Source organism: Sorangium sp. So ce295, assembly GCF_051527405.1.
GTDB classification, from domain to species: domain Bacteria; phylum Myxococcota_A; class Polyangia; order Polyangiales; family Polyangiaceae; genus Sorangium; species Sorangium cellulosum_B.
The window spans coordinates 6,462,751-6,489,708 of record NZ_CP150324.1 but is presented as its reverse complement, the minus strand read 5'-3'; the positions used below and the strand labels follow the sequence as shown (position 1 = coordinate 6,489,708).

At 72.0% G+C, this 26,958-nt stretch carries 17 protein-coding genes; 10 read left to right on the top strand and 7 right to left on the bottom strand.

Annotation, left to right across the window (positions count from 1 at the left end; all coding sequences use genetic code 11):
- Positions 1-164 precede the first annotated feature (164 nt).
- Positions 165-4,451, bottom strand: coding sequence for a hypothetical protein (locus tag WMF11_RS24435; protein ID WP_437979107.1), 4,287 nt, complete (start codon positions 4,449-4,451; stop codon positions 165-167).
- A gap of 445 nt (positions 4,452-4,896) precedes the next feature.
- Here WMF11_RS24435 and WMF11_RS24430 point away from each other — a divergent pair, with 445 nt between their 5' ends.
- Together WMF11_RS24430 and WMF11_RS24425 are read left to right on the top strand one after the other, a co-directional pair.
- Positions 4,897-5,994, top strand: coding sequence for a Nif3-like dinuclear metal center hexameric protein (locus WMF11_RS24430; protein WP_437979106.1), 1,098 nt, complete (start codon positions 4,897-4,899; stop codon positions 5,992-5,994).
- A 173-nt stretch (positions 5,995-6,167) separates the two neighbouring features.
- The gene (locus WMF11_RS24425; protein WP_437979105.1) at positions 6,168-7,628 is read left to right on the top strand and encodes an MATE family efflux transporter; all 1,461 of its coding nucleotides are present in this window, start codon (positions 6,168-6,170) and stop codon (positions 7,626-7,628) included.
- Between the two features lie 7 nt (positions 7,629-7,635).
- On the opposite strand, the gene nudC is transcribed toward WMF11_RS24425, so the two are convergent.
- Both nudC and WMF11_RS24415 read right to left on the bottom strand, forming a co-directional pair.
- Positions 7,636-8,472 carry an NAD(+) diphosphatase gene (gene nudC, locus WMF11_RS24420; RefSeq protein ID WP_437555075.1) on the bottom strand — a complete coding sequence of 279 codons (837 nt, stop codon included), beginning with the start codon at positions 8,470-8,472 and terminating at the stop codon, positions 7,636-7,638.
- Between the two features lie 165 nt (positions 8,473-8,637).
- On the bottom strand, positions 8,638-11,214 hold the full coding sequence (locus WMF11_RS24415) for a helicase HerA-like domain-containing protein (RefSeq protein ID WP_437979104.1): 2,577 nt from the start codon (positions 11,212-11,214) through the stop codon (positions 8,638-8,640).
- Positions 11,215-11,439: 225 nt separating this feature from the next.
- On the opposite strand from WMF11_RS24415, the gene WMF11_RS24410 reads away from it, so the two are divergent.
- The 4 genes from WMF11_RS24410 (at position 11,440) to WMF11_RS24395 (ending at position 15,171) form a co-directional block, all read left to right on the top strand.
- Positions 11,440-11,658, top strand: coding sequence for a hypothetical protein (locus WMF11_RS24410; RefSeq protein ID WP_437910799.1), 219 nt, complete (start codon positions 11,440-11,442; stop codon positions 11,656-11,658).
- 161 nt (positions 11,659-11,819) lie between these two features.
- A complete protein-coding gene (locus WMF11_RS24405; protein ID WP_437910797.1) occupies positions 11,820-12,032 on the top strand; it encodes a hypothetical protein in 213 nt (70 codons plus the stop codon).
- Between the two features lie 366 nt (positions 12,033-12,398).
- Positions 12,399-14,783: a protein kinase domain-containing protein gene (locus WMF11_RS24400; RefSeq protein ID WP_437979103.1), complete on the top strand. Its 2,385-nt coding sequence runs from the start codon at positions 12,399-12,401 to the stop codon at positions 14,781-14,783.
- Between the two features lie 64 nt (positions 14,784-14,847).
- On the top strand, positions 14,848-15,171 hold the full coding sequence (locus WMF11_RS24395; RefSeq protein ID WP_437979102.1) for a hypothetical protein: 324 nt from the start codon (positions 14,848-14,850) through the stop codon (positions 15,169-15,171).
- A gap of 16 nt (positions 15,172-15,187) precedes the next feature.
- Here the strand turns inward: WMF11_RS24395 and WMF11_RS24390 are convergent, their stop codons facing one another.
- A complete protein-coding gene (locus WMF11_RS24390; protein WP_437283245.1) occupies positions 15,188-15,514 on the bottom strand; it encodes a rhodanese-like domain-containing protein in 327 nt (108 codons plus the stop codon).
- 81 nt (positions 15,515-15,595) lie between these two features.
- Positions 15,596-18,430, bottom strand: coding sequence for a PAS domain S-box protein (locus tag WMF11_RS24385; RefSeq protein WP_437979101.1), 2,835 nt, complete (start codon positions 18,428-18,430; stop codon positions 15,596-15,598).
- Positions 18,431-18,825: 395 nt separating this feature from the next.
- Here WMF11_RS24385 and WMF11_RS24380 point away from each other — a divergent pair, with 395 nt between their 5' ends.
- From WMF11_RS24380 to WMF11_RS24370, 3 genes are all read left to right on the top strand, one after another.
- Entirely contained in the window at positions 18,826-21,405 is a 2,580-nt protein-coding gene (locus WMF11_RS24380; RefSeq protein WP_437910794.1) for a DEAD/DEAH box helicase, read from the top strand.
- A 104-nt stretch (positions 21,406-21,509) separates the two neighbouring features.
- The gene (locus tag WMF11_RS24375) at positions 21,510-23,834 is read left to right on the top strand and encodes an alpha/beta fold hydrolase (RefSeq protein WP_437979100.1); all 2,325 of its coding nucleotides are present in this window, start codon (positions 21,510-21,512) and stop codon (positions 23,832-23,834) included.
- Positions 23,835-23,929: 95 nt separating this feature from the next.
- On the top strand, positions 23,930-24,478 hold the full coding sequence (locus WMF11_RS24370) for a DUF892 family protein (RefSeq protein WP_437910792.1): 549 nt from the start codon (positions 23,930-23,932) through the stop codon (positions 24,476-24,478).
- Between the two features lie 37 nt (positions 24,479-24,515).
- Here the strand turns inward: WMF11_RS24370 and WMF11_RS24365 are convergent, their stop codons facing one another.
- The gene (locus tag WMF11_RS24365) at positions 24,516-25,316 is read right to left on the bottom strand and encodes a DNA alkylation repair protein (protein WP_437979099.1); all 801 of its coding nucleotides are present in this window, start codon (positions 25,314-25,316) and stop codon (positions 24,516-24,518) included.
- A 161-nt stretch (positions 25,317-25,477) separates the two neighbouring features.
- Complete coding sequence (locus WMF11_RS24360; protein ID WP_437911016.1) at positions 25,478-25,717, bottom strand: chemotaxis protein CheB; 240 nt, start codon at positions 25,715-25,717, stop codon at positions 25,478-25,480.
- A gap of 444 nt (positions 25,718-26,161) precedes the next feature.
- On the opposite strand from WMF11_RS24360, the gene WMF11_RS24355 reads away from it, so the two are divergent.
- Positions 26,162-26,947: a hypothetical protein gene (locus WMF11_RS24355; RefSeq protein WP_437910791.1), complete on the top strand. Its 786-nt coding sequence runs from the start codon at positions 26,162-26,164 to the stop codon at positions 26,945-26,947.
- The last annotated feature ends 11 nt before the right edge of the window (positions 26,948-26,958 follow it).

Sequence of the window (26,958 nt, the reverse complement as noted above, 5' to 3'; positions counted from 1 at the left end):
CGCGGTGGAGGTCAGCGCCACCATCCAGACGGCTCGAGCCTCCGTCAGATGTTCACCGGCGGCCTTCTGCCCGTGGCCCTGCACCTTGGTTGGTGCGGGTGATCGCGCTGTTGGTCAGATGTACGACGCGTCTCGAAGCGACGCGCAGCTGTGGGCCAGCCCGTCTACGCGCTGCCGGTCGCGACAGAGCACGAAGGAGCACGACGGGGGGCTCGGCGTCCCCGGCCCCACAGCACAAGCAGGCCAAGGCCGAGCAGGCCCAAGTGCGCTCGGGGGCTGGCGCCCGTGAAGGCACCGGCCGCGTGGCAAGCACAACCGCTGGTGCTCGTGGAGGTTGAACTGTCACTCACTCCACTGCCGCCGTTACCGCCGTCGCCTGCACTGCCGCCGTCACCGCCGTCGCCTGCGCTGCCGCCGTCACCGCCGTCGCCTGCGCTGCCGCCGTCGCCGCTGGCGCCTGCGCTGCCGCCGTCGCCGCTGGCGCCTGCACTGCCGCCGTCGCCGCCGGCGCCTGCGCTGCCGCCGTCGCCGCCGGCGCCTGCGCTGCCGCCGTCACCTCCTCCTCCGCTGCCTGCACCGCCCAGGCACGTGCCGGCGACGCATGTACCATCAGGGCACGTCGTGCCGTCGGGGGCGCTGGCGTCCGCGGGACAGGTACCTGCCACTCCATCGCACGCCTCGGCCACGTCGCAGTCGCCTTCTGCGCCGCGGCACGTGGTGCCCGCGGCCACCTTGGTGTCGGCCGGGCAGCCGTTGCTTGCCCCGTCGCACGCCTCGGCCACGTCGCAGTCGCCTTCTGCGCCGCGGCACGTGGTGCCCGCGGCCACCTTGGTGTCGGCCGGGCAGCCGTTGCTTGCCCCGTCGCACGCCTCGGCCACGTCGCAGTCGCCTTCTGCGCCGCGGCACGTGGTGCCCGCGGCCACCTTGGTGTCGGCCGGGCAGCCGTTGCTTGCCCCGTCGCACGCCTCGGCCACGTCGCAGTCGCCTTCTGCGCCGCGGCACGTGGTGCCCGCGGCCACCTTGGTGTCGGCCGGGCAGCCGTTGCTTGCCCCGTCGCACGCCTCGGCCGCGTCGCAGTCGCCTTCTGCGCCGCGGCACGTGGTGCCTGCGGCCGCCTTGGTGTCGGCCGGGCAGCTGTTGCTTGCCCCGTCGCACGCCTCGGCCACGTCGCAGTCGCCAGCTGCGCCGCGGCACTGGGTGCCCGCTGCAGCCGGCGCGCAGATGCCGTCCACGGCGGCTCCCGCCGCCACACTGCAGGCCTGGCAATCGTTCGATGCCCCGCCGCCACAGGCGGTATTGCAGCAGACGCCATCGACGCAGAACCCTGTCGCGCACCCAGCGCTGCTCGCACATGCGCTGCCCACCTTGAGCAAACGGAAGGGGTAAGCAGAGCCTTGGTCTGTGTTCGCGTCGACGTCGTCGAAAGGCGCCCCCACGACCGCCGTGTCCCCCGCGATCGCGACCGAACTGCCGAAGCGGTCTTCCGTCGCACCACCCGCGGCGACGAGCTGTGCCTGCTGGGACCAGCTCGTCTCGCTGCGTACGAACACGTAGGCCGAGCCTTGGTCTGTGTTCGCGTCGACGTCGTCGAAAGGCGCCCCCACGACCGTCGTGTCCCCCGCGATCGCGATCGACTCGCCCAAGGAGTCGCGCGCTGCACCGTCCGCGGCGACGAGCTGTGCCTGCTGGGACCAGCTCGTCTCGCTGCGTACGAACACGTAGGCCGAGCCTTGGTCTGTGTTCCCGTCGACGTCGTCGGAAGGCGCCCCCACGACCGCCGTGTCCCCCACAATCGCGACCGACTCGCCCAAGGAGTCGCTCGCCGCACCGTCCGCGGCGACGAGCTGTGCCTGCTGGGACCAGCTCGTCTCGCTGCGTACGAACACGTAGGCCGAGCCTTGGTCAGTGCTCGTGCCGACGTCGTCGGAAGGCGCCCCCACGACCGCCGTGTCCCCCGCAATCGCGACCGACTCGCCCAAGGAGTCGCGCGCTGCACCGTCCGTGGCGACGAGCTGTGCCTGCTGGGACCAGCTCGTCTCGCTGCGTACGAACACGTACGCTGAGCCTTGGTCTGTGTTCGCGTCGACGTCGTCGAAAGGCGCCCCCACGACCGCCGTGTTCCCCGCGATCGCGACCGACGAGCCGAAGTTGTCGCTCGCCGCACCGTCCGCGGCGACGAGCTGTGCCTGCTGGATCCAGCGCGTCTCGCCGCGTACGAATACGTAGGCCGAGCCCTGGTCTGCGTTCGCGCCGACATCGTCGAAAGGCGCCCCCACGACCGCAATGTTCCCCGCGAGCGCGACCGACCAGCCGAAGTTGTCGCTCGCCGCGCCGTTCGTGGCGACGAGCTGTGCCTGCTGGGACCAGCTCGTCCCGCTGCGCACGAACACATACGCCGTGCCTTGGTTCTCGTTCGCGCCGATGCCGACCTCGTCGAAAGGCGCTCCCACGACCGCCGTATCCCCCGCGATCGCGACCGAGTTGCCGAAGGAGTCAGTCGCCGCACCGTCCGTGGCGGCGAGCTGTGCCTGCTGGGACCAGCTCGTCCCGCTCGACGTGAACACGTACGCCGAGCCTTGGTTTGCGTTCGTGCCGACGTCGTCGGAAGGCGCCCCCACGACCGCCGTGTGCCCCGCGAGCGCGACCGAGCTGCCGAAGGAGTCAGTCGCCGCACCGTCCGTGGCGACGATCTGTGCCTGCTGGGCCCAGCTTGTCCCGCTGCGCACGAACACGTACGCCGAGCCTTGATTCGCGTTCGCGCCGACATCGTCGTAATACGCCCCCACGACCGCCGTGTCCCCCGCGAGCGCGACCGCGCGACCGAAGCGGTCGTCCGCCGCACCGTCCGTGGCGACGAGCTGTGCCTGCTGGGCCCAGCTCGTCCCGCTCGACGTGAACACGTACGCCGAGCCTTGGTCTGTGTTCGCGCCGACGTCGTCGTAATACGCCCCCACGACCGCCGTGTCCCCCGCGAGCGCGACCGAGTAGCCGAAGTTGTCGCCCGCCGCACCGTCCGTGGCGACAAGCTGTGCCTGCTGGGACCAGCGCGCCCCGCTGCGCGCGAACACGTAGGCTGAGCCTTGGTCTGTGTTCGCGCCGACGTCGTCGAGAGGCGCCCCCACGACCGGCATGTCCCCCACGATCGCGACCGACCAGCCGAAGTTATCGTTCGCCGCACCCCCTGTGGCGACCAGCTGCGCGTGCTGGGACCAGTACGTCCCGCTGCGCACGAACACGTAGGCCGAGCCCTGGTGTCTGTTCGCGCCGACGTAGTCGAAAGGCGCCCCCACGACCGCCGTGTCCCCCGCGAGCGCGACCGAACAGCCGAAGTAGTCGTTATGCGCAGCAGCCGTGGCGATGACCTGTGCCTGCTGGGACCAGCGCGTCCCGCTGCGCACGAACATGTACGCCGTGCCTCGGCCTCCGCTGCCGTAAGGCGCCCCCACGACCGCCGTATCCCCCGCGATCGCGACCGAGTAGCCGAAATAGTCGTTCGCGGCGCCATTCTCGGCGACGAGCTGTGCCTGCTGGGCCCAGCTTGCCCCGCTGCGCACGAACACGTACGCCGTGCCTTGGTCTGCGTTCGCGCCGACGTCGTCGTAACGCGCCCCCACGATCGCTGTATCCCCCGCGATCGCGACCGAGTAGCCGAACTCGTCGTACGCCTGCCCTCCGGGGACGAGCTGCCCCTGTGGGCTGGAGAGCAGGGGATCGATCTCGATGGGATACACGGCATCTGCATCGTCCACGTGGATCGCGACCTGCCCGCCGTCCACGCTCAGCCACGCCGGCAGGTCCTTGCCCGTTGCGTCCTTCACGAACAGGTCGGTGTAGCGGAGCGGGCGCCCGCCCGCGTCGTCCACCAGATCCAGCGTGTCGCCCCGTCCGTCGCCGTCCTCATCCTCCAGCGCCGGCCGCAGCGCGCCGCCCAACTCAAGGACGATGACCTTCGTTCCACGGCACGCGGGCGCTTGCGCGACAACGAACCCGTGCTCGATGCCCAGAGGACCATTGAGATACCATGTCTCCAGATCCTCGTGCACGTAGCGCACGCGCTTCTTGTCCGCGTCGTCCACCTCCGGCGCCACGTCGGGCAGGGCCCTGGCTGCGCCGGCGCACCCGAGGGCCGCGGTGCGGACCGACAACGACCAGTCCGCTTCGCTCGACGTCACCTCCATGCCCGCGACGTCGAGGATTGCCGTCAAGCGCTGGGCCGCATTGTCCACCGAGAGCTTGCCCGGTCCCAGGACGGCCGCGCCGTACACCTGCTCCGAGGCCCCCGCCTGCACTGCGGCGATATACGCCGCGCGCAGCTCCCTGGGCATTGCCGTGGGCGCGTCCATCGCCCGAGGCGCCGCGGGCTCCCGCGTCTCCGGCAGGTCCCCAGGCATGCTGTCGGCGCCGCAAGCGGCCACGATGACGATCATCACATACGTAAGCCACGCGCGCATCGAGCGTCCGCCATCCCTGCGGCGCATGTTCGGTCTCATGTGAATCAGCCCCTTCTTGACGTTCGCATGCGTCGGGGATCGGCATTCGCCGTCCGCTTCAGCATGGGCCGGAGAGCGGCTTCGCCGTCCCCTTGAAACCGTGCCCCGTCCGCCCAGACGCCACGGTACCAGCGGGCAGGTGACAGACACAGAAGTTTCCATGAAGGTGCGAAAAGCTCACATTCGGGTGATACCTCCGCCCGCGACGAGCGCGTTGCGCGGGGCACGGTTCAGATCAAGGACGGCCTCAGGAGTGGCGGGCAGACTGAGCAGCGGGAGGAGCAACAACGCGCGGAGGAGAGGCGATTCCGCCCGGACGCCCGGCCCTCGGATCACCGCAGCCTGCGGCGGACGACCTCGTCCTGCCACGGCGCGCTCCACCGCCGCCGCTGGTATAGAAGCGCTCATGCCCCTCCTCCGAGACGTCCTTTCAGCGCTCGAGTCGATCGCGCCGCTCCGGTTCGCGGAGTCCTGGGACAACGTCGGCTTGCTCGCGGGCGACCCGGCGCGGCCCTCGTCGGCGGCGCTCCTCGCCATCGATTACACCCCCGAGGTCGCCCGGGAGGCGCGCGATCTCGGCTGCGATCTCGTCGTCGCCTACCATCCGCCCCTCTTCGAGGCCGTGAAGCGCGTGGTCGCGCCGAGCCCGATCTTCGCGGCCATCCGCGACGGCATCGCGCTGTACTCGCCCCACACCGCGCTCGACGTCGCCGAGGGGGGCACCAACGATGTCCTCGCCGACGCGCTCGGGATCTCGGCGGACCGCGCGCCGCTCAGGAGGGCGCCCTCCAAGGCGTGGCAGCACAAGCTGGTCGTCTTCGTCCCGGAGGATCGCGCCGACGCGGTGGCCGACGCCCTCGCCGAGGCGGGCGCGGGCCGGATCGGCCGGTATTCGCGCTGCAGCTTCCGCACGCTGGGGACGGGCACGTTCTTCGGGGAGGAGGGCGCGAACCCCACGGTCGGCGAGAAGGGCCGGCTCGAGCGCGTCGCCGAGGTGCGGCTCGAGATGATCTTCCCCCGCGACCGGACCGCCGCGGTCGTGCAGGCGATGCGCGCCGCGCACCCGTACGAGGAGGTGGCGTTCGATCTCGTCGAGCTCGCCGCCGAGCCGCTCAGGGCCGGCATCGGGCGGATCGGGGCGCTCGCCGGGGCCGCGCCGGTCTCCGAGCTGCTCGGCCGCATCAAGGCGGGCCTGGGCGTCGACGCGCTGCTCGTGGCCGGCCACGAGCAGCGCGCCGTCTCCCGCGCGGCCACGTGTGCCGGCGCGGGCGGCGCGCTCCTCGATGACGCCATCGCGCAGGGCGCGGAGCTCTACCTGACCGGCGAGCTGCGCCACCACGACGCGCTCCGTGCGGCGAGCGCAGGCGTCACCGTGGTGTGCGCGCTGCACTCGAACAGCGAGCGCGCCGCGCTGACGCGGCTCGCTGAGCGCCTGCGCGCCGCGGTGCCGTCGCTGCGCGTCGCCATCAGCGCGCGCGACCGGGATCCGTTCTCGATCCGCTGATGGCGCGGCGCTGCGCCGGGAGGGGGCGGGGCGCGGCGCGCGTCAGGGCTCGGCGGCGCGTCCGGCTCACGAGGTGCCTGGCTCGATCGGGACGAACCGAGGACGGCCGTGCTGGCAAAGATGTGCAAAGCCGCTGGACGAAACGGCCTCCCGCGATCAGCTTGCCGGCCCTCATGCGCGACCACGGCACGCCGCCCGCCTCCGACCTGCGCGCGGACGCTCTTGCACCCTCGCCGCCCGCGCCCCGCGGCGCGGGCGTCTGGTCCACGCTCCGCGACGCGGTCCGCGGCGGCGAGCACGACTTCACCACCGGCTCCATCGACCGGGCCATCGCGCTGCTCGCGATCCCGATGGTCATGGAGATGCTCATGGAGTCGCTCTTCGTCGTGGTCGACGTCTTCTGGGTCTCGCGGCTCGGCGCCGACGCCGTCGCCGCCGTCGGGCTCACGGAGTCGCTCCTCGCGCTCGTCTACGCCATTGCGATGGGCCTCGCGGTCGCCGCGTCCGCGACGGTCGCGCGGCGGGTCGGCGAGGGGCGCCACGAGGAGGCGGCCGCCATGGCGGGGCAGGCGATCGTGCTCGGCCTGCTCATCTCGCTGCCGATCTCGGCGGTCGGCGCGCTGCTCGGATCGCGGCTGCTCGCGGCGATGGGGGCGACGCCCGGGGTGATCGCGATCGGCGCGCCGTTCGCCTCGATCATGCTGCTCGGCAACGCGACGATCCTGATGCTGTTCGTCATCAACGCGATCTTCCGCGGGGCGGGCGACGCGGCGCTGTCGATGCGGGTGCTCTGGCTCTCGAACGCGCTGAACATGGCGCTCGGCCCGTGCCTCATCTTCGGCCTCGGCCCGTTCCCGGAGCTCGGGGTGGCCGGCGCGGCGGTCGGGACGACCCTTGGCCGCGGGACCGGCGTCGCGCTGCAGGTCTTCTTCCTCGCGCGCGGCAGCGGCCGGGTGAAGGTGCGAGCGCGGCACCTCGTCCCCGACCCGGGGGCGCTCGCGGCGCTGCTCCGGCTCTTCGCGAACGGCGCGCTGCAAAACGTCATCGGCATGGCGAGCTGGAGCGGCCTGGTGCGCATCATCGCGCCCTTCGGGAGCGCGGCGCTCGCCGGTTACACGATCGGGATGCGCGTCATCGTGTTCGCGATCCTGCCGGCGCTCGGGCTCTCGAACGCCGCCGCGACCCTGGTCGGGCAGAACCTTGGCGCGGGGCGCCCCGACCGGGCCGAGGCCGCCGTGTACCGCGCGGGCATCTGGACCACCGTCATGCTCGGCGCGGTGGGCGTCGTCTTCGCGGTGGGCGCGCGCGCCATCGTCGGCGCGTTCTCGGACGACGCCGAGGTGCTCCGGTTCGGCACGCAGACGCTGCGGATCCTCTCGTGCGGGTTCCTGTTCTACGGCTTCGGCCTGGTGTTCACGCAGGCGTTCAACGGCGCCGGCGACACCTGGACGCCCACGCTCCTGAACTTCGCCTGCTTCTGGCTCTGGGAGATCCCGCTCGCCTGGGGCCTCGCGGGCGCCGCGGGGCTCGGCCCGGCGGGCGTGTTCGTCGCGATCGCGGTGGCGTTCTCGACGCTCGCATTCGCGGGCGGGCTCGTGTTCCGCCGCGGCGCGTGGAAGCTGCGGCGCGTCTGAGGCGCGGCTACCGCGCCGGCCGCGCGAGCCAGGCCTCGATGAGCTTCCGGGCGATGCTGAGCGGCGGCGGGAGGAGCGGCAGCGCGTCGCGGTGGAACCAGCGCGCGTCCTCGAGCTCGCGCGTGTCGACGCGGAGCTCGCCGCCGGCGTAGCGCGCGGTGAACCCGACCATGATCTGGTGGGGGAAGGGCCACGGCTGGCTGCCGAAATAGACGATGTCGGCGACGTCGACGCCCGTCTCCTCGTGGACCTCGCGCGCGACGCACGTCTCCAGCGTCTCGCCCGGCTCGACGAACCCGGCGACGAGGCCGTACATGCCCGCAGGGAACCGCGCCTGGCGCGTCATCAGGACGCGCGGGCCGTCCTCGACGAGCACGATCGTCGCCGGCGTGATCCGGGGGAAGTAGTTGCTCGCGCAGCGGACGCAGCGCTTCACGCGCTCGTCCTGCCCGGCCTCGAGCGCGGTGCCGCACGCAGCGCAGTACTGGTGCGCCCTGTCCCAGTGCTGCACCTGGTACGCCGTGCCCGCGATCTCGAACAGCTCCGGATCGATGCGCCCGTGGAGGCGCCGCAGCGAGACGTAGGCGTACCCCGCCGGCGCCGGCGCGCCCTGCGCGAGCTCGGCCGAGCGGCAGGCGCGCCCGTCGAGCTCGCCGAGCGGCTGCGCGCGCGTGACGGAGACGCCGAGGTCGGCGAGATCGGCCGCGATCGGGATGTCGAAGCGATCGCCGCCGTCGCTCGGCGCGCGGACGAGGAGATCGTCGCCGTGGAACGCGAACCACGCGATCTCGGCGGGCGCCGAGCTCGGACGGCCGAGCCCGGCGCGGAAGCGGGAGGACGGCATGGCGTTACCTGGGGCAGAGCCGCGCGGGCTCCCCGTCGAGGCGTCGCTCAGGTGCGCCGATCGGCTGCATGCAGGGGAGCCTAGCGCCTCGATGGAGGGAGGGATACCGCGACGTCGCGGGAGGAGGAGGTGCGGGCGTCGCGTCGCGGTTCAAGCGCCGCGGGCTCACGCGGGGCCGGCGAGCGTCGCGGCCCAGGCGAGCGCCACGAACGCGACCTCGACGTCGTTCTTCTTGGGGACGAGGCGCTTCGTCTCGATGCCCTCGCTGGCGCGGAGGGGGAGCTGCTCCAGCGTCGCGAGCTCGGCGGCCTGCGCGGCGTGGAGATCGCGGAGCGCGGCGTCCGCCTCGGTCCACTCCTGCCGCGCGCGCTCGAGCTTCGCGGCGGCCTTGTCGCGCTGGGTCCCGGCGCGCCGGGCGGTGTCCCGGCCGGCGACGAGCCCGAGGAGCGCGGCGCCCATTGCGCCGGGGAGCGCGGCCACCTCGGCCTCGGCCTGGCCATACCGCGCCTTCGCGGCGGCGATGCGCTCGCCGAGGCGCGCGATCTTCGGCGCGAACCGGCCGACGACCTGCTGCTGCTCGGCGGCGGCGAGCCGGGCCGCGGCGGCGCGGCAGCGGGCGGCGAACGCCTCGAGGGGCTCGCCATCGTCCTGCGTGAGCCCGAGCTCCTTGTGGACGGCCACAGCGGCCTCGGTCGTGCGGTAGGCGTGCTCCCGGAGCGCGCGCGCCGCGGCCTGCGCGGTGGCGCGCTTCGCGAGCGGGGCAGGCAGCTCGGCGAAGCGGGCGCCCGCGGCGGGCGATGTGGCGAGCAGCGAGGCGTCGAGCCGGGAGACGCGCGAGAGATCCGGCTTGCCGTCGGGCAGGAGCGGGGCGGCGAGGAGCTGGCTCCGGTTGAGGGCGACGCCGAGCTTCGTGTCGCGCAGGTGGGCAATCACGGAGACAGCAACCCAGGGGACGTAACGGAAGCCCTCCGGCGCGGCGGCAGGGGCGTGCGCGTAGAGGCTCCGCCATCCATCGGGCGCTGGCGGGGGCGCCGTCGCTGCCGGGGGCGGCGGCGCCGGCGCGCGGGCGCCGGCGTCCGCACGAGCCGCCGCGCTGCGCCGCGCGGGCTGCGGGGCGGCGGGCGTGTGGCGCGGGTCGAGCACGACCGTCCCGCCCGGGCCCACGGGCGCGCGCTGGGCGGGGCTCGACGGAGCGGGCGAAGCGCGCCTCGGATCGGGAGATGCAGGCCTGGGATCGAGAGAATCGGCCCTGGGAGCTGGATGTACAGACCTGGAATCGAGAGAAGCGCGCGCCGGATCGGGCGCGGGCGGGGGAGGGGAGATGCTCCGGACGAGGCGGCCGATCTCGCGCCGGGTGACCGGGCCACGCAGCCACGACAGGCTGAAGCGCGTCTCGGCGAGGAACGACGGCGGCTGCATGTGGACGTCGCGCACGAAGAACGTGCGCGGGGGGAGCGCCTTCAGCGTGGCCGAGAGGGCCGCGGCCTCGACGCCGCCGGCGCCGCCGTCCGCGCCCGAGAGCCCCTCGACGACGCGCTCGCGATCGGCGTCGGTCTGGAGCCGGCCCACGAACCACGCGCCGGCGTTCGAGAGCGCCTTGTAGTCGAGGTCCATCGGGTTCTGCGTGGCGAGGACGACGCCGACCCCGAAGGCGCGCGCCTGCTTCAGCAGCGCGAGCAGCGGCCGCTTCGTGGGCGGGTTCGCCGGGTGCGGGGGCAAGAAGCCGAAGACCTCGTCGAAGACCACGAGGGCGCGCAGGTCGCTCGTGCCCGAGAGGCCGCGCACCCACGAGAGCAGCTGATCGAACAGCAGCCCGAGGACGAGGAGCCGCTCGTCGTCGTCGAGGTGCGCGACGCTGACGATCACCGCCGGGGTCTTGCCGCCGCCGCTGCCGCCGGCCTGCGGCGCGAGCCACGCCGCGACGTCGAGCGGCGCGCCCTTGCGCCACGTGGCGAACGTGGGCGAGGCGAGCAGGGTGTTGAGCTCGCGGGCGAGCGCCTGGCGCTCCTTGGGGGCGAAGAACTCGTCGACGCCGAGGGCGCCCACGGCGGCGATCGGCGGATCGGCCAGGTCCGCGAGCAGCTCCTCGAGCCCCGCGGCCCGCCGCCCGCGCAGCCGCCGCTCGGCGAGGTGCGCGAGCAGCACGTGCTCGCGGCTCCGGGCCGGATCCGGGTCGCGGCCGACGAGCCGGAGCAGGAGCGACAGCGAGGCCGAGAGCGCCTCGCGGGCGGCCTCCTCGTCCTCGTCCCAGAGCGGGGAAGGGGTCTCGAGCGCCGACAGCACGTGGACCGGCTCGCCCGCCGTGGTGCCCGGCGTCAGCAGGCGCGGGGCCGTGCGGGCGCGGAGCGCGGCGACGTTGGCTGGCCCGAGCCCCGAGGAGGCGAGGCCGTCGCGCCAGCGCGCCGCGAGCCCCTCGGCGACGTCGGTCGTCGAGCGGCCGTCGCGCGCGGCGGCGGAGGGGTCGATCCACGGCTCGAACTCGGCCGCGGAGAGCTCGGGGAACGTGAAGAGCAGGTTGGGCAGGTCGCCCTTCACGTCGACCATGAGCACCGGGACGCCCGAGCGCAGCGCCTCCTCGACGAGGACCATGACGAGCCCGGTCTTGCCGCTGCCGGTCATGCCGACGACCACGCCGTGGGTCACGAGGTGGTGCGCCGGGAGCTCGAACGGGCGCGCGCCGGCGGCGCCGGGATCGCCCGAGAGCGGGCGGGAGCGGCCCAGGGTGAAGGGGCGGGTCGGCATGAGGGCGGGCTCGTGCCATGGCGAGAGGGCTGTCGCAATGCTGGTGGGGGCGGGGGTGCGCGGTGACGCTTGGCGAGCGTGCAGGGCGGGGAGTCTCCGGATCCATGAGGCACACGGCTCTACAACGTCGGGAGAAACGGGAGCGTGTCGGCACGGCGCGCGGTCAATCCCGGGAGAGAGCGACGATCTGACGTCGAGCGTGCCACTCGGTGGTACGATCTACGGATGAACGCGGACGACATCCGGGCCTACAAGAAGCGCTGGGAGATGGTGGCGGAGGTCGAGCAGGAAGAGCTCGAGGCGATGTCTCCGGCCAGGAAGTTCTGCGACCTCGCGATGCTCATGGGAGTGGCCCGGGGACTCGGTGGCTCGATCGATGCAGACAAGGAGGTGGAGCAGGTGCGCCGGCGCTGGAACCTGCTCGCAGAGCGCCTGGGTGTCTGATGAGCCGCTCGCTGGCGGAGCTCGAGGACGCGGTACGCGCGCTCCTCGCCTTACGGGGAGCGGCATGGCATCGTTCCCCGCATCCCAGATGCGCCGGGGTTCGCCCTCAAATCCCGCGTCCTTCTGCTTCGACATGACCGATCCGGTGTTCCCATCGCGTCATGAAGGCTATAGCCCATCGCTCGCGCGACATGGTGGACATCGAATCCATCCTGAGCGCGCATGCCGATGTTGACGAGAAGTGGGTTGTCTCGACGGTTCGTGAGTTTGCCGAGGCGCTGGACGCGCCGGAGCTCGTGACCGATCTCGTGAAGTTGCTCAGCCAGCGGACTCCGATGAAGGTCAAGAAGAAGACTCGTCCTCGCAAGCGATGATGCATCGCGGGAACTTGATGGAGGGGTGCTCGTCCCGAAGTCCGCCGTGGCACGGGTGACGGTGCGCCTGCTCCAGCTCAACCACCCGCGCCGGCGCGCGGAGCGACGGTTGTTGGTCGCGGCAGGGCTGCTCCCAGGGCCGCGGTAGCTGCCAGGGGCGAGCGCGGGGGGGGGCGCGTGAGGACGTCTGGGCCTCGCGAGCCGCGCGTGGCCGATGGCGCCCACCATGGGAGTGATGGAAGGTGCGCGGCCCGCCTACGGCGGCCCTCGCGACCGCGTTCCGCTGCCCCCGCATCCGGCCGCCCCCACCCCCGGCGCCCCGCATCTTCGCGTCAAAAAATGGGCGAGCGCGGCTATAGTGTGCCCATGGAGGTCGGGCCATCGGAACCGGAGGCCCCCGCGTCAACGGCGGGCATCCCAGCGATAGGCGAGGTCTTCGCGCAGAAATACCGCCTCGAGCGCAGCCTCGGCCGGGGCGCCATGGGCGTCATCTTCGCCGCCGAGCATGTCTCGCTGCGCCAGCGCGTCGCCGTCAAGTTCCTCCTCCCCCGGGCGATGACGCTGCCCGGCGCGAGCGCCCGCTTCCTGCGCGAGGCGCGCGCCGCGGCGGCGATCCGCAGCGAGCACGTCGCCCGCGTCATCGACGTCGGCACGGCCGATCTCGGCGTCCCCTACCTCGTCATGGAGTACCTGCGCGGCCGCGATCTCCAGCGGGAGATCGAGGCGCGCGGCCCCTTGCCCGTGTCCGAGGCGGTCGATTACGTGATCCAGGGCTGCGAGGCCATCGCGGAGGCGCACGCGCGCGGCATCGTCCACCGGGACCTCAAGCCGGGGAACCTCTTCCTCACGACCGGCGCGACCGGCGCGCCCATCGTCAAGGTGCTCGATTTCGGCCTCTCCAAGTCGGCCGCCGCCGAGGACGACGGCAAGCTCACGGCGTCGGAGATGATGCTCGGCTCCCCCTGCTACATGTCGCCCGAGCAGGTGCGGTGCTCGAAAGACGTCGACGCGCGCACCGATATCTGGTCGCTCGGCGTCATCCTCTACCAGCTCCTGACGGCGCGGTTTCCCTTCGAGGTGTCCAGGATCTCGGCGCTCTTCGTCGCCATCGCCATGCAGGCGCCCACGCCGCCGCGGGTGCACCGGATGGATCTGCCGGCCCGGCTCGAGGACATCATCCTGCGCTGCCTCGAGAAAGAGCCGGAAGTGCGCGTCCAGACCGTGGCGGATCTGGCGCGAGAGCTCGCGCCGTTCGGCTCGGAGCACTCCGCCCGCGCGCTGGCGCAGATCGAGGCGATCGCCCGGGGCAAGGCCTTTCCGTCGTCCCGGCCCGTCGGGCCCGCGGGCGACGGCGTCGCCAGCACGCTCCCCGCCGCGGCCAACGACGGCCCGGGCGCGTCGTCGACCCTGCCGGACGCCGACAAGGGGGCGGGAGCCGGGGCAGGTCCCTGCTCGACGGCGCTCGCGCCCGCCGGCGATCACCTGACCACCCTGCCGAGCCAGGGCGCCTCGGTGGCGACCTCGTCCAGCGCCGACGCGCCGTCCAGCGAGCGTCGCACGCTCCCCCTCGTGGCCGTCGCGGAGCGGCCCTCGCTGGCGCTGGCGCGGAGCGGCGGCCCCACGACCCCGGCGCAGGAGAGCAGGCCCACGCTGAAGATGGTGCGGAGCGACCGGTCCTCGCCCGGGGGGAGCTCCGAGGACGGCCCCACGCTGACGATGTCCCGAAGCGACGGCCTCGCGCTGAAGATGGCGCAAGGCAGCGGGCCCGTGCTGGCGACAGCGCAGGGCGGCGGTGCCGCGCTGAAGATGGCGCAGGACATCGACCCCGCGCCGGCGACAGCGCAGGACAGCGGCGCCGCGCTGAAGACGGCGCAGGACAGCGGCATCGCGCTGAAGACGGCTCCCGAGGACGGCCCCACGCTGACGATGGCGCGCGAGGACGGTCCGACGCCGACGCCGACGATGGCGCGCGAGGACGGTCCGACGCCGACGCCGACGACGGCGCGCGAGGACGGCCCCACGCTGACGATGGCGCGCGAGGACGGCCCCACGCTGACGATGGCGCGCGAGGACGGCCCCACGCTGACGATGGCGCGCGAGGACGGCCCCACGCTGACGATGGCGCGCGAGGATGGCCCCACGCTGACGATGGTGCGCAAGCGGGAGGCGCCGCCGCGGCAGCTCGGCGCGGGCAAGCGGGCGGTGCCGCTGACCCAGCCGGACGGGAAGGAGATCGCCTGGAGCCCGCGCGAAGGGACCGAACGCCGCCGAGATCGGTGGCGCTCCCGCGCGTTCCTCTGGCGCCGCAGCGCGGGCGCGTGGATCGTGGCCGCCGCAACGCTCCTCGCCGCGGTAGCGATCGGCGCGGCGCGCTGGACAGCGAGATCGAGCGCGCCGGTGGCCGCCAGCTCGCCGGCGGGCCAGGACGCGCCGATGGCCCTCGCGAGCGCGGCCGGCCCTGCGCCGTTCGGCACGCCCGCGCCCTCCGGCGTCGCGCCGGCCCCGGAGGCGCCCTCGCTACCTGCGGATCCGGCCGTGGTCGACCCGCGCTCCGCGGTCGACGCCGTCGCGACGCCCGGCACCGCGGCGGTCCCCGAGCAACGCCCGCAGGGGGTCCGGCCTCCCAGGGGGCGGCGGCCCGGCCCCCTCGCGCCCTCGCGCTCGGACAACGTCTCGCCAGAGCGCGGCGTGCACGGCGGAGGCGCCGAGGACGTGTACGAGGGCCTGGAGATAATCCGCGACAGGCGGTAGACCCGGCTTCGCGCTCGCCGCGCGGGCGGCGTCTCCGCACCGGCGGGCCGCAGGGACAGGCATCATGGCGAAGAAGAAGCTCTCGGCCCGCGCCGCCCGGCGTGAAAGCGATCGCACGTCGGCGAAGCTCACCCGCGATATCGAGCGGCTCGCGCTGCTCGATCCGGGCCACACCCCCGGGCGCGCCATCCCCCTCGACGCGGCCTCGCAGGTCGAGGTGGCCGCCCGGTCGATCCCGTGCCCGCGCTGCCGCGGCGCCTTCCGCGTGGAGGACCACACGGCCGAGACGCTCGACGGCGTCCGCCTCCGCGTCGCGAAGGTCGCCTGCAGCGCGTGCGGCGCAGGCCGATCGCTCTACTTCCGGCTCGGCGCCGCCTCGCTCAACTGAGCTCGTCGACGGCGGATCAGTACCGCGGGACGCTCTCGTCGATGTGGATCGACCACGCGTCGATGCCGCCCTGGAGCGAGGCGACGCGCTCGTGGCCGAGCTTCTCGAGGAGGGCGGCGGCCGAGAGGCTCCGGACGCCATGGTGGCAGTAGGCGACGACCAGCGCGCCCTCGCCGGGCGCGACCTCGTCGGCCCGCTCGACGAGCTCGTTCAGCGGGATCAGCGTGCTGCCCGGCAGCGCGGCGATCTCGTGCTCGCCGGGCGTGCGCACGTCGAGGAGGTACACGGGCTCGCCCGCCTTCAGCTTCAGAAAGAGCTCTTTCACGGAAATCTGTTGGACCATGACCGTACTCGCCATCCCGCCGCGGACGGCGCCGTAAAGGCTTCTACCTAATCCAAGGAGCTCCCCCGGAGCAACCGCCGCTCATCGGCTCGTCCGATCCGTCGGAGCCGTCTGGTTCGTCAGATTCGTCTGATTCGCCCGATCCTTGGCCAGCGCCGCGATCACCCCGACGAGCTCCGCCGGATCCAGGGGCTTGGCGACGTGCGCCTGGTACCCGGCGCCGAGCGCCCGCGCCTTGTCCTCGGCCCGCGCCAGCGCGCTGAGCGCGACGGCCGGCGTCGCCCCGCCGCGCGCCTCGCCGAGGCCTCGCACCCTGCGGATGAGCTGGAAGCCGTCCTCGCCCGGCATCCCGAGGTCGCTGACGAGGACGTCGGGCCGATCCTGCGAAAGGATGGCCAGCGCCTCGGCGGCGGAACCCGCGGTCGTGACCGTCGCCTCGCACTCCTCCAGCACGCGCTGGGCGACCTCGCGCGCGTCAGGCTGATCGTCGACCACCAGCACCCGCATGCCGGCGAGCGACGCGCCCGGGTAGTCGGCCGGGGCCTCGGCGGACGCCTCGCTGGGGCGCTCCGCCGCGTCGGGCGCCTGCTGCGAGACGCCGGCGAGCGGAAGCGTCACGGTGAAGGTCGCGCCCAGATGCTCGCCCTGGCTCGTGACCTCCACGGTGCCGCCGTGCAGCTCGACCAGGTGCTTGACGATCGACAGCCCGATGCCGAGCCCGCCGTGCTTCCTCGTCGAGGACGCGTCCGCCTGCCGGAAGCGCTCGAACAGGTGGGGGAGGAACTGCGGGGCGATGCCCACCCCGGTGTCGGTCACCGACAGCGCGGCGTGCGCGCCCATGCGCCGCAGCGCGACGTCGATCCGCCCGCCCGGGGGCGTGAACTTCACGGCGTTCGACAGGAGGTTCCAGACGACCTGGTGGATCCGCGCGGGATCCCCCCTCAGGGAGCTCGCCTCGGGGTCGATGCTCGAGGCGACCGCGATCCCCTTCGTCTCGGCCGCGAGCTGGATCGCCTCGAGCGCGCTCTGGATGACCGTCGGCAGGTCGACCGGCTGCACGTCGAGCCGCAGCTTCCCCGAGACGATCCGGCTCATGTCGAGCAGCTCGGACACCATGTCGGCCTGGAGCCGCGCGTTGCGCTCGATGACCTCGAGCCCCCGCGCGAGCGTCGGCGGCTCGGGCGCCCGGCCCCGCAGGATGCGCGCCCAGCCCAGGATGGCGTTGATGGGCGAGCGCAGCTCGTGCGAGAGCGTCGCGACGAAGTCGTCCTTGACCCGGCTGACGCGCTCCGCCTCGTCGCGCGCGGCGCGCTCGCTGTCGAGGAGCTTCTGGCGCTCTTCCTCGGCCAGCCGCTCCGCGGTGACGTCCTCGGTGATCCCCATGAACGAGTCCACGGTGCCGCTCGGCCCGAGCTCGGGGATGACCCGGGCGCGGAATCTCCGCTCGCCGATGCTGAACTCCATCCGATGCGGCCTGATCGTCGCGAGCACCTCGCGGCACGCTGCCTCGCTCATCTCGACCACGTCGGACGGGAGCCCGTTCTCGCGGGGCGTCTTGCCGAGGTAGTGCTCCGGCGGGAACCCCATCACCGTCACCGAGGTGGGCGACATGAAGGTGCAGCGCAGGTCGCGATCGAGCCGGTAGATCACGTCGGGCGAGTTCGCCATCAGCGACGCGAGCTCCCGCTCGCGAGCGCGGAGCTCGTCCTCCAGGCGCTCGCGCTCGGCGAGGACCCGCTGCGCCTCGTCGAGCGCCGCGAGGAGGCGGCCCTCGCTCTGGCGCAGCGCCTCCTCCGTGCGCTTGAGCCGGCTGACGTCCAGACAGATGCCGACCCAGGCGGTGACCTTGCCTTGCTCGTCGCGGACCGGGACGCCCCGGTTGAGGACGGGATGGACGGTGCCGTCAGGGCCGAGGTACCGGAGCTCCTCCTCGAACGACTCACCCGTCTGCACGCACCGTTCGAAGATCGCGACCTTGCGCCGATCCTCGGGGTGCAGCGCCTCGATCCACCCGTGCTTCGAGCACTGCTCTTGCATCATCCCGGCCATCCTGAGGAACGCGTTGCTCGCATAGACGTTCCGCCCGTCGGCGTCGCTGACCCAGACGCCATAATCGATGGATTCCCCGATGGCGCGGAAGATCTGTTCGCACCTCCGGACCGCCGCCTCCGATTGCCGGAGCCCCGTGATGTCGAGCACGATCGCGAAGCCGGCCTCCTCGTACCGCTCCCCGGGCAGCAGACAGCCGCTCACCAGCATCTTGAGGCGCGTGCCGTCGCGCAGCACATAGGTCCTCTCGAAGGGCGTGAACGCCCACCGGCTCGACCGCAGCTCCGCCAGGGCGCGGTCGCCGGCGGCGCGATCCTCCGGCGACATGTCGGCATCCCAGCGGACCAGGCCGGCCGTGACCTCTTCCCGCGTGTGGCCCACGAGCTTCAGATAGGCGTCGTTCGCCTCGATGATGCGCCCGTCGTGCGTCCAGAAGGCCATCGGGGCCATGTCGCTGTGGAAGATGTTCCGCAGCCTGGCCTCGCTCTCCGCCAGCGCCTGCTCCGCGGCGAGCGCGCGCTCCTCCGCGTTCCTTGGCTCGGTGATGTCCTCGACGAACACCACCGCGCGATACCGCCTCTGCCGCACGTCACGGACGAAGACGCCGGTCACGTGGAGCCAGCGGACACCGCCGTCCTTGGAGCGGCAGCGCATCTCGAACGTGAGCTCTTCCTCGTCCGCTTCGAGGAGCGAGCGCCACGCCGCGAGCGAGCCCGCGCGGTCTTCCGGCAGGGCGAGATCCGACAGCTTCTTGTGGAGCAGCTCGTCCTCCGTGTAGCCCAGCAGCACGCAAAACGAGCTGCTGACGTGCAGGATGCGCCCGCTCGACGCGTCGATCTGCGCGGTCCCCCTGCTGGGCGATCGCATCGCCCATACTGGCTGTCCGGCCGTCTCCCCCATCCGCCGCCCGCCCCGATCCGCCATGCACCCGCCCGATCGGCCGTGTGCATGGCGTTCCCTCCCGCTGTTTCGTCCGGCCACGCTATCACGATCGCGTGACGCTGCGGGCGGCATGGCGACCCGATCGCCTCCGTCCTCTGCTCGTCCGGATTGCCGGGCGAAGCCTGCTGCGCCTGCTCCGTCTGCTGTGTCTGTCGCACCAGCGCGTCAGCGGTGTCGGCTCTGCCCGCTGCGCCGCTCCCGCTCCGATGGCGCGTCGCAGGCGATCCGACCTGGACATGGAGGAGTTTGCTTGCATTCTCGCTGAAACCAGGCTTCTGCATGGTGGGCGCGCGCCCATGGGCGCGCGTCCGACAGCCGCCATGGATCAAGCCGCCGCTCCGCTCCTCGCTCGCCTCCCGCCGTCGCCTCACGACTTCACGGCCGACGACCTCCTCAATGGCTTCCTCGACTACGTCGCCGAGCGGGGGCTCGAGCTCTACCCGGCGCAGGAGGAGGCCATCCTCGAGATCTTCGGCGGCAAGAACGTGATCCTCAACACGCCGACCGGCTCGGGCAAGTCGCTCGTCGCGGCCGCCATGCACTTCAAGGCGCTCGCCGAGGGGATGAAGTCGTACTACACGTGCCCGATCAAGGCGCTCGTCAGCGAGAAGTTCTTCTCGCTCTGCAACGACTTCGGCCCCGAGAACGTGGGCATGTTGACGGGCGACGCGGCCGTGAACCGCGACGCGCCCATCATCTGCTGCACCGCGGAGATCCTCGCGAACATCGCGCTCCGCGAGGGCGAGAAGGCGCTCTGCGACTACGTGATCATGGACGAGTTCCACTACTACTCGGATCGCGATCGCGGCGCGGCCTGGCAGATCCCGCTGCTCACGCTGCCGCAGGCGAGGTTCTTGCTCATGAGCGCCACGCTCGGAGGCACCGAGTTCTTCCAGGAGGAGCTCACGCGCCTGACGGGCGAGCAGACGGCCGTGATCAAGTCGACCGTGCGCCCGGTGCCGCTCGACTTCGAGTACCGCGAGACGCCGCTCCACGAGACCGTCGCGACGCTCGTGAAGGGCGGCAAGGCGCCGATCTACATCGTGAGCTTCACGCAGCGGGGCTGCGCCGAGGAGGCGCAGAACCTGATGAGCCAGGACTACTGCACCAAGGAGGAGAAGCGGGCGATCACCGCCGCCCTCGCGGGCGCGGGGCCGGGGTCCGCGTTCGGGGGCCCCTTCAAGTTCTCGAGCCCCTACGGCCGCGAGGTGCAGCGCTTCGTCAGGCACGGGATCGGGCTCCACCACGCGGGGCTCTTGCCGAAATACCGGCTGCTCGTCGAGAAGCTGGCCCAGCAGGGGCACCTCAAGATCATCTGCGGCACGGACACGCTCGGCGTCGGCGTCAACATCCCGATCCGCACGGTGCTGTTCACGAAGCTCTGCAAGTTCGACGGCGAGAAGACGGCCATCCTGAGCGTGCGTGACTTCCAGCAGATCAGCGGCCGGGCCGGCCGGAAGGGGTTCGACAACCAGGGGAGCGTCGTCGCCCAGGCGCCGGAGCACGTCATCGAGAACATGAGGCTCGACGCGAAGGCGGGGAACGACCCGGCCAAGCGGCGGAAGATCGTCAGGAAGAAGCCGCCGGAGAAGGGGTATGTGCACTGGGACCGGCAGACGTTCGAGAAGCTGATCCAGTCGCCGCCCGAGCCGCTCGTGTCCCGGTTCCAGGTCACGCACGGCATGCTCGTGAACGTGCTCGGGCGCGAGGAGGGCGGCTGTCTGGCGCTGAAGCGGCTCATCCGCGGCACCCACGATCGGCCGGCGGTCCGGCGCCAGCACGGCAGGACGGCGATGCTCCTCTTCCGCTCGCTCGTGGAGGCGCGCATCATCGAGTTCGTCCCCAGGGAAGACGGGCCGGGCAAGCGCCTCCGCATCAACGCGGATCTCCAGGAAGACTTCTCGCTGAACCACGCCCTCTCGCTCTACGTCCTCGAGACGGTGGGCAAGCTGGATCCCGACAGCGGCACCTATCCGCTCGATCTCCTGACGCTCGTCGAGTCGATCCTCGAGAACCCCGACCTCATCCTGCAGAAGCAGCTCGATCGGCTGAAGACCGAGAAGCTCGCCGAGCTGAAGGCGGCGGGCGTGGAGTACGAGCAGCGGATGGAGGAGCTCGAGAAGCTCGATTATCCGAGGCCGAACCGCGAGTTCATCTACGGGACCTTCAACGACTTCGCGCGGCGGCACCCCTGGGTGGGGCAGGAGAACATCCGCCCGAAGGGCGTGGCGCGCGAGATGTACGAGCAATACCTGTCGTTCAGCGAGTACATCCGGGAGTACAACCTGGAGCGGGCGGAGGGGCTGCTCCTCAGGTACGTCTCCGAGGTGTACAAGGCGCTCGTCCAGACGGTGCCCGAGTACGCGAAGGACAGCGACACCGGCGAGATGATCGCCTATTTCCGGGCGCTCATCCGCGGCGTGGACTCGAGCCTGCTCGACGAGTGGGAGCGGCTGCGCGACCCGTCGTTCCAGCCGCGCGCGGCGGCCCCGGGCGGCGCCGTGGAGCCGGCCGCGTTCGACGTCACGCGGAACGTCAAGGAGTTCACCGTGCTCGTGAGGAACGAGCTCTTCTTCTTCCTGCGCGCGCTGGCCCGCCGCGACTACGAGGTCGCCGCCGAGATGGTTGAGGGGGAGGAGGCGCCCTGGACGGCGGATCGGCTGGACGAGGCGCTCCGGGGCTATTACGCGGAGCACGCCGCGATTCGCACCGATCCGGCGGCCCGGAGCCCGAGCAACACGATCATCCACCCCGCCGAGGACGGCGGCTCCTGGGTGGTTCAGCAGATCATCGCCGATCCGGAGGACCACAACGACTGGATGCTCGACTGCAAGGTGGACATCGATCGTTCGCGCGAGGCGGGGCGGCCGGTCATCGTGCTCCGGCGCATCGCGAGCTGACCGGCCTCCATGGCGTGCGATGGAGATCGCGTGCTGAGGCGCTGAGCGCGCGAGAGGGTAGCCGGCGTTTGACATTCTCCGCCGCGTCGAGCGAAATCGCGGCCATGCGAACTCCGCCGCGCCCCGCACTCTGGGGGTTGCTCCCCCTCCTCCTGGCCGCCTGCGCCCCGCCCACCGGCTCGTCCCCGCCGAGGGCCGCCCCGCCCGCCAAGGCCGCCCCGGCCGGGGCCGCGTCGGCGGTGAAGCAGGCCGCCTCGCCGGAGAAGACGCGCATCGCCGGGCCGGAGGCGAGCCGGATCACGTACGCCCACCTCGGCCGGCAACCGCCGCTCGGAGCGCGGCTGCCCAGGGCGATCCAGTACGCGCCCGGCGGCAAGCTGATCACCTACCTCCAGCGGCAGGCGGACCGGCCGGAGCAGTCTCTCTTCGCCTTCGACACCACATCACGCGAGACACGGCAGCTCGTCGCCTCGGGCGACCTGCTGAAGGACGCGAAGCCGCTGTCCCGCGAGGAGGAGCTGCGCCGCGAGCGACAGCGCATGTTCTCCAGGGGGATCACGGCCTATTCGTGGGCGAAGCGGGCAGAGGTCCTGCTCATCCCCTTCGGCGGCGACCTCTTCTTGCGCGACGCGCGCGACCCGAGAGGGGCGATCGCGCGGCTCACCGGCACGCCCGAGCCGGAGATCGATCCGAAGGTGTGCGACGGCGGCGAGCGGGTGGTGTTCGTCCGCGGGCGCGAGCTCTTCATGATCGACGTCGCCTCGCGCCGCGAGACGGCGCTGACCCGGGGGGCGCCCGAGGGGGTGTCGCGCGGCCTGAGCGACTTCAACGGTCAGGAGGAGTTCGATGAGCCGAGCGGCTTCTGGATCTCCCCCGGCTGCGACCGGGTGGCTTACCTGGAGGTCGACGAGCGAGAGGTCGAGAAGGTGCCAGTCCTCGGCTTCCGCGACGGCAAGGAAGATCTCATGATGGCGCGTTACCCGCGCGTCGGCGGCAAGAACCCCCGTGTCCGGGCGGGCATCCTCGATCTCGCCACCAGGAAGACGACGTGGCTCGCGTGGAAGGGCGGCGACGGCGAAGGCGAGCGCTACCTCGGCCGGTTCGCCTGGGCGGAGGACGGCAAGGCGCTCTGGTTCCAGACCCTCTCGCGCGACCAGAAGCGCCTCTCGCTCCTCCGCGCGAGGCCGCGCTCGGGCGAGGCGGCCGAGGTCGTCGTCGAGACCTCGCCGACGTGGGTGGACTTCGCCGACATGCGGCTCCTCGAGCGCTCGCCGAGGTTCCTCTGGTCGACCGCCGAGGGCGGCCACCGCCACCTCGCGCTGCGAGACGCCGGCTCGGGCGCCGAGCTCGCGAGGCTCACCGCGGGCGACTGGGACATCACCTCGCTCCTTCCGCCGGACGAGGAGCGCGGCCTCGCGCGCTTCGTGGCGACGAAGGACGGCCCGACCGAGCGCCACCTCTACACCGTGCCGCTCGCGGGCGGCGAGGTGAAGCGGCTCACGTCCGACCCGGGGATGCACCAGATCACCGTGGATCCGAGGGGGCCGGGGTACGTCGAGCTCCACGCGGCCCTGGATCGCCCGTGGAGAGGGGCGGTGAGGGGCGCGGACAACGCCGAGATCGGCGCGCTGCCGGCGCCCGTCGACCGCGAGCTCGCGGAGCTCGAGCTGCGCGCCCCCGAGATCGTCGAGGTGCGCGCCGCGAGCGGCGACACGCTCTACGGCGCGCTGCTCGCGCCGCGGAGGATCGAGCCCGGCCGCCGCTATCCGGTCGTGGTGAGCGTGTACGGGGGGCCCGGCGTCCAGACGGTCTTCAACTCGTGGTCTCCGTGGCTCCTCTGGAATCACCTCGCGGACCGCGGGGTGGTGGTGTTTCAGCTCGACAACCGCGGCTCGGCGAACCGCGGGCGCGCGTTCGAGTCCGCCATTTACGGGCGCCTCGGCGAGGTCGAGCTCGCCGACCAGATCGCGGGCCTCGATTTCCTGAAGACGCTGCCTTACGTCGACGCGGGCCGCGTCGGGATCTACGGCCACAGCTACGGCGGCAGGATGGCGCTGGAGGCGCTCCTCACGGCGCCGGACCGCTTCCACGTGGGCGTCGCGGGATCACCGGTGAGCGACGATCGGCTCTACGACACGGGCTACACGGAGCGGTACATGGGCCTCCTCGACAAGGAGGCCGCGCGGTACGAGGCGACCGATCTCACGAAGCGCGCGGGCAACCTGCGCGGCAAGCTGCTCCTCATGCATGGGCTCATGGATGAGAACGTGCACTTTGCGCACACGGCGAAGATGATCGAGGCGCTGATGGGAGCGGACAAGCGGTTCGACACCCTCGTGTTCCCGGGCGAGCGGCACGGTTACCGGTCGCCGGCCGCGAGCCATTACGCGAACCGCGCCATCGTCGAGTACCTGACAGAGCATCTCTGATCGCCGCGCGCCGCGCCCGGCCGGCGCTCTGCCCGCCTCGCCGCCTCGCAGGCGCGGCGGCCTGTGAATCGCATGCGCCCCGGTCGGAGGCATCCATGAAGAAGCTTGCACAGACGAACAGGGACAAGGCCATCGACCTGCTCAGCGAGCGGCTGACCTTCGAGCGCGCGGGCGTCAAGCTGTACGACTCCATCGTGGAGAAGATCGGCCGCGCGGCCGATCCCCTCCTGATGACCCGGCTCGGCGAGCTCAAGGAGCACCGGGACCAGGAGAAGGAGCACGAGGAGTGGCTCGAGGCGCAGATCCGGGCGCTGGGCGGGGACGCGCACGCCGAGACGGACATGTCGCGGCTCGTCACGGTCGAGTCGCGGGGCATCGAGCAGATCGTGCTCGACGGAGACATGAACCCGACCCACCTCTTCCACGCGCTGCTCACCGCGGAGCTCGTCGACAACGCCGGCTGGCAGCTGCTGCTCGAGCTCGCTGACGAGGCGGATGACAGCGAGGCGAGGCAGGCGTTCCGGCGCCGCCTGCACGAGGAGGAAGATCACCTGATCTTCACGCGCAGGATCGTCGAGCGGCTCACGCGCAAGGAGCTGCTCGGGTCGCCGGGCGAGCTGTTCACGATGGCGCACCCGGTGTGACCCGGCGCCGGACGGCGCGTGTGGCGGAACTAGCGGGCTAGGCTCGCTTTGCGGCGGCGGGCTTCGCGGCGGCCTTGGCGGGCTTCGCAGCAGCCTTGGCCGACTTCGTGGCGGCCTTGGCGGGCTTCGCAGCGGCCTTGGCGGGCTTCGCAGCGGCGGCCGGCTTCGCCGGCTTCCTGGCCCAGATGCTCTCGATGTACGCGGTCGCGTCGGGCGTCTTGCAGCTCGTCTCGCCGTGGTCGATCTCGACCTTGCCGATGCGCCGCGCGGCCGTGAGCGCCATGCCGCGGAGCGGCTCGTTCCGCCCGCCGATGCTGATGAGCGCATTGTTCATCCCCTCGCGGGCGCGGTTCTTTGCCCGGTGGATGGACGCCTCGAGCACCGAGAGCCGCTCCTCGAACACGCTGTCGGGAAGCGACGGGTCCTCGGTCGCGAGCAGGCCGAGGAGCGTCCAGCCCGCGCGGCCAATCCACTCGTCGTTCGACGCGGTCCAGCGCGCCATCGCGTCCCGGGCGAACGGCGTCTTCAGCGCCACGCGCTTCATGAGCAGGTCGATGAGCAGCGGAGAGCGCAGGCCGTCGAGCCACGCCTCGAGCTTGTCCCAGGTGAAGCGCCCCGGATCGGCGATCGCCACCGCCAGAGTCCTCGCGTCGCCGTTGCCCGTCGCCCAGAGCGCCTCGGCGAGCTCGTGGTCGCGCTTGATCCGCTTCTCCAGCGCGTTCATGTGGGCGAAGCTCACGCCGAAGAGCGGATCGGTCATCCCGTGGCGCCGGTACACCTTGCGGTTCTGCTCGGTGCCGAGCCGCTCCAGCTCGCCCATCACCTTGGCGAAATCCATGGGCCACACCTAGCTCTTCTGTCCATCGTGCGCCACGGCGCGCTCGCCCCGCGGCGCCCTCCGCGGCGCCGCGGCCTCGGTCCGCTCCGCGAGCGGCCGCTCACCCCGTCGGCGGCAGCCGCCCCCGCATCGGGCCGGCGCTCCCTGTCGATCCGTTGCCCTCAACAGTGCCCAGCAGCGCCCGGCGCACCAGGGTGCCCCGCTCCTCGGCCACCCGGACTCGCTCCTCGTAAAGGGCCAGCAACAGCGGCTGGTTCCGCTCCGCCGCGCGCGCCGCCATCCGCCGCGCCGTCCTCGATCGGGAGGTGGTTTTCCACCGGCGCGACGTAGACCCGCCCTCGCTCGATCGGCTCGCCGCCGGCCGCCGCCCCCACCCGCAGCCGGGTCGACCGCCCGAGGATCTCGCTCGGGGCGAGAAGACGAGAAGAGCAGCGACGGAGCCCCGCGCGCAGGCGCCGCCTACGAAGGCGGGCGGACCACCCGCGCCATCGTGGAGAGGAGCACGCCCATGCTCGATCGCCCCGTGACGGTCCACTGCCATGGACCGGGTGTCCACTCGTGTGGACACGTCATGGCACTGCGAGCGCCCTGCCGCGGCTCGACGCGCCCCGTTCGGAGCCCATTCCAGGACGCCACGGCTTGCGCCGCCAGCGCGGAGCCTGCTCGCACGCCTGGCACGCCGGCTGCTGAGCCCGCCGACGGAGAGGTGAGAGGTCGCCTCTCGCTCAACTGCGGGCTGCAGGCCGGCGAAGGATCACTCGGCGCCCGCCGAAGGGGCCATCGAACGTTCAGCGCGGCCTGATCGACACCAGCAGTGCACCCGTCACGCTAGGGAGGAAGTTGCCATGTTCATGCATTTTACGATTCATGGGATCAAGGCTCATCGAGTCTCTGATCAGACCTTCGATCCGTTCAATAAGGCGGTTGAGCTCTACCAGACGTGGCACCTGTCGGAGATCGAGCCGCTCATTCCGCTCGCCAACAAACCCGTCGGGAGCTGGACGCGGCTCGGCTTCAGCGCGCGCGGCGGACCGGATGACGGCGTATCTTTCAGGTCGGGAGACGCGAGGATCGTCGTCGATCCACAGATCATCTTCGGCCTGCCCGACGCGGTCTTCGCGAGGGACAACAAGGCCCGCTTCGTCCTCGACTACCACCACTGGGAGTCGGACAGCTCGACCGCGAGGGTCAGGGCCGCCTTCTCGAACGGCACGCTGGAGTTTCTGCTGAAGGTGTGGAAAGAGTCGAATCGCGACCAGGCCGCGGCACGAGCCAAGCTCGAGGGCTGGTTCAAGGACAACTGGCAGCAGGTGCTCAAGACGGCGATCGCAGTCTCCGGCGTGGCCGCGTCTCCGTGGGTGGCCGTGGGGACGAGCATCCTGCCCGTCGTCGACCTCCTCGTCGACGTCGCGAAGCACAACAGCGACGACTACCTCGACATGCACCGCTTCGCCGTCGAGCTGAACGGCGAAGGCACACCGGGCGCGTCGAAGTGGCGCGTGATCCCGCCCTCGGGCGCGACGCCCCCATGGATCACGGGACAGGGCAAACAGGAGTTCGTCGTGCGCACGCAGGACGGCGATGGCCGAAATGTGTACGACGTCCGGTACGCCTTCCGGATGATCGACTGACTCAGAACACA

Coding starts and splice junctions, on each gene's coding strand:
- WMF11_RS24410 (WP_437910799.1), top strand. CDS start 11,440: ATGAACGCGGACGACATCCGGGCCTACAAGAAGCGCTGGGAGATGGTG.
- WMF11_RS24435 (WP_437979107.1), bottom strand. CDS start 4,451: ATGCGCGCGTGGCTTACGTATGTGATGATCGTCATCGTGGCCGCTTGC.
- WMF11_RS24415 (WP_437979104.1), bottom strand. CDS start 11,214: ATGCCGACCCGCCCCTTCACCCTGGGCCGCTCCCGCCCGCTCTCGGGC.
- WMF11_RS24380 (WP_437910794.1), top strand. CDS start 18,826: ATGGATCAAGCCGCCGCTCCGCTCCTCGCTCGCCTCCCGCCGTCGCCT.
- WMF11_RS24370 (WP_437910792.1), top strand. CDS start 23,930: ATGAAGAAGCTTGCACAGACGAACAGGGACAAGGCCATCGACCTGCTC.
- WMF11_RS24395 (WP_437979102.1), top strand. CDS start 14,848: ATGGCGAAGAAGAAGCTCTCGGCCCGCGCCGCCCGGCGTGAAAGCGAT.
- WMF11_RS24405 (WP_437910797.1), top strand. CDS start 11,820: ATGAAGGCTATAGCCCATCGCTCGCGCGACATGGTGGACATCGAATCC.
- nudC (WP_437555075.1), bottom strand. CDS start 8,472: ATGCCGTCCTCCCGCTTCCGCGCCGGGCTCGGCCGTCCGAGCTCGGCG.
- WMF11_RS24430 (WP_437979106.1), top strand. CDS start 4,897: ATGCCCCTCCTCCGAGACGTCCTTTCAGCGCTCGAGTCGATCGCGCCG.
- WMF11_RS24365 (WP_437979099.1), bottom strand. CDS start 25,316: ATGGATTTCGCCAAGGTGATGGGCGAGCTGGAGCGGCTCGGCACCGAG.
- WMF11_RS24400 (WP_437979103.1), top strand. CDS start 12,399: ATGGAGGTCGGGCCATCGGAACCGGAGGCCCCCGCGTCAACGGCGGGC.
- WMF11_RS24355 (WP_437910791.1), top strand. CDS start 26,162: ATGTTCATGCATTTTACGATTCATGGGATCAAGGCTCATCGAGTCTCT.
- WMF11_RS24385 (WP_437979101.1), bottom strand. CDS start 18,430: ATGCGATCGCCCAGCAGGGGGACCGCGCAGATCGACGCGTCGAGCGGG.
- WMF11_RS24375 (WP_437979100.1), top strand. CDS start 21,510: ATGCGAACTCCGCCGCGCCCCGCACTCTGGGGGTTGCTCCCCCTCCTC.
- WMF11_RS24425 (WP_437979105.1), top strand. CDS start 6,168: ATGCGCGACCACGGCACGCCGCCCGCCTCCGACCTGCGCGCGGACGCT.
- WMF11_RS24390 (WP_437283245.1), bottom strand. CDS start 15,514: ATGGTCCAACAGATTTCCGTGAAAGAGCTCTTTCTGAAGCTGAAGGCG.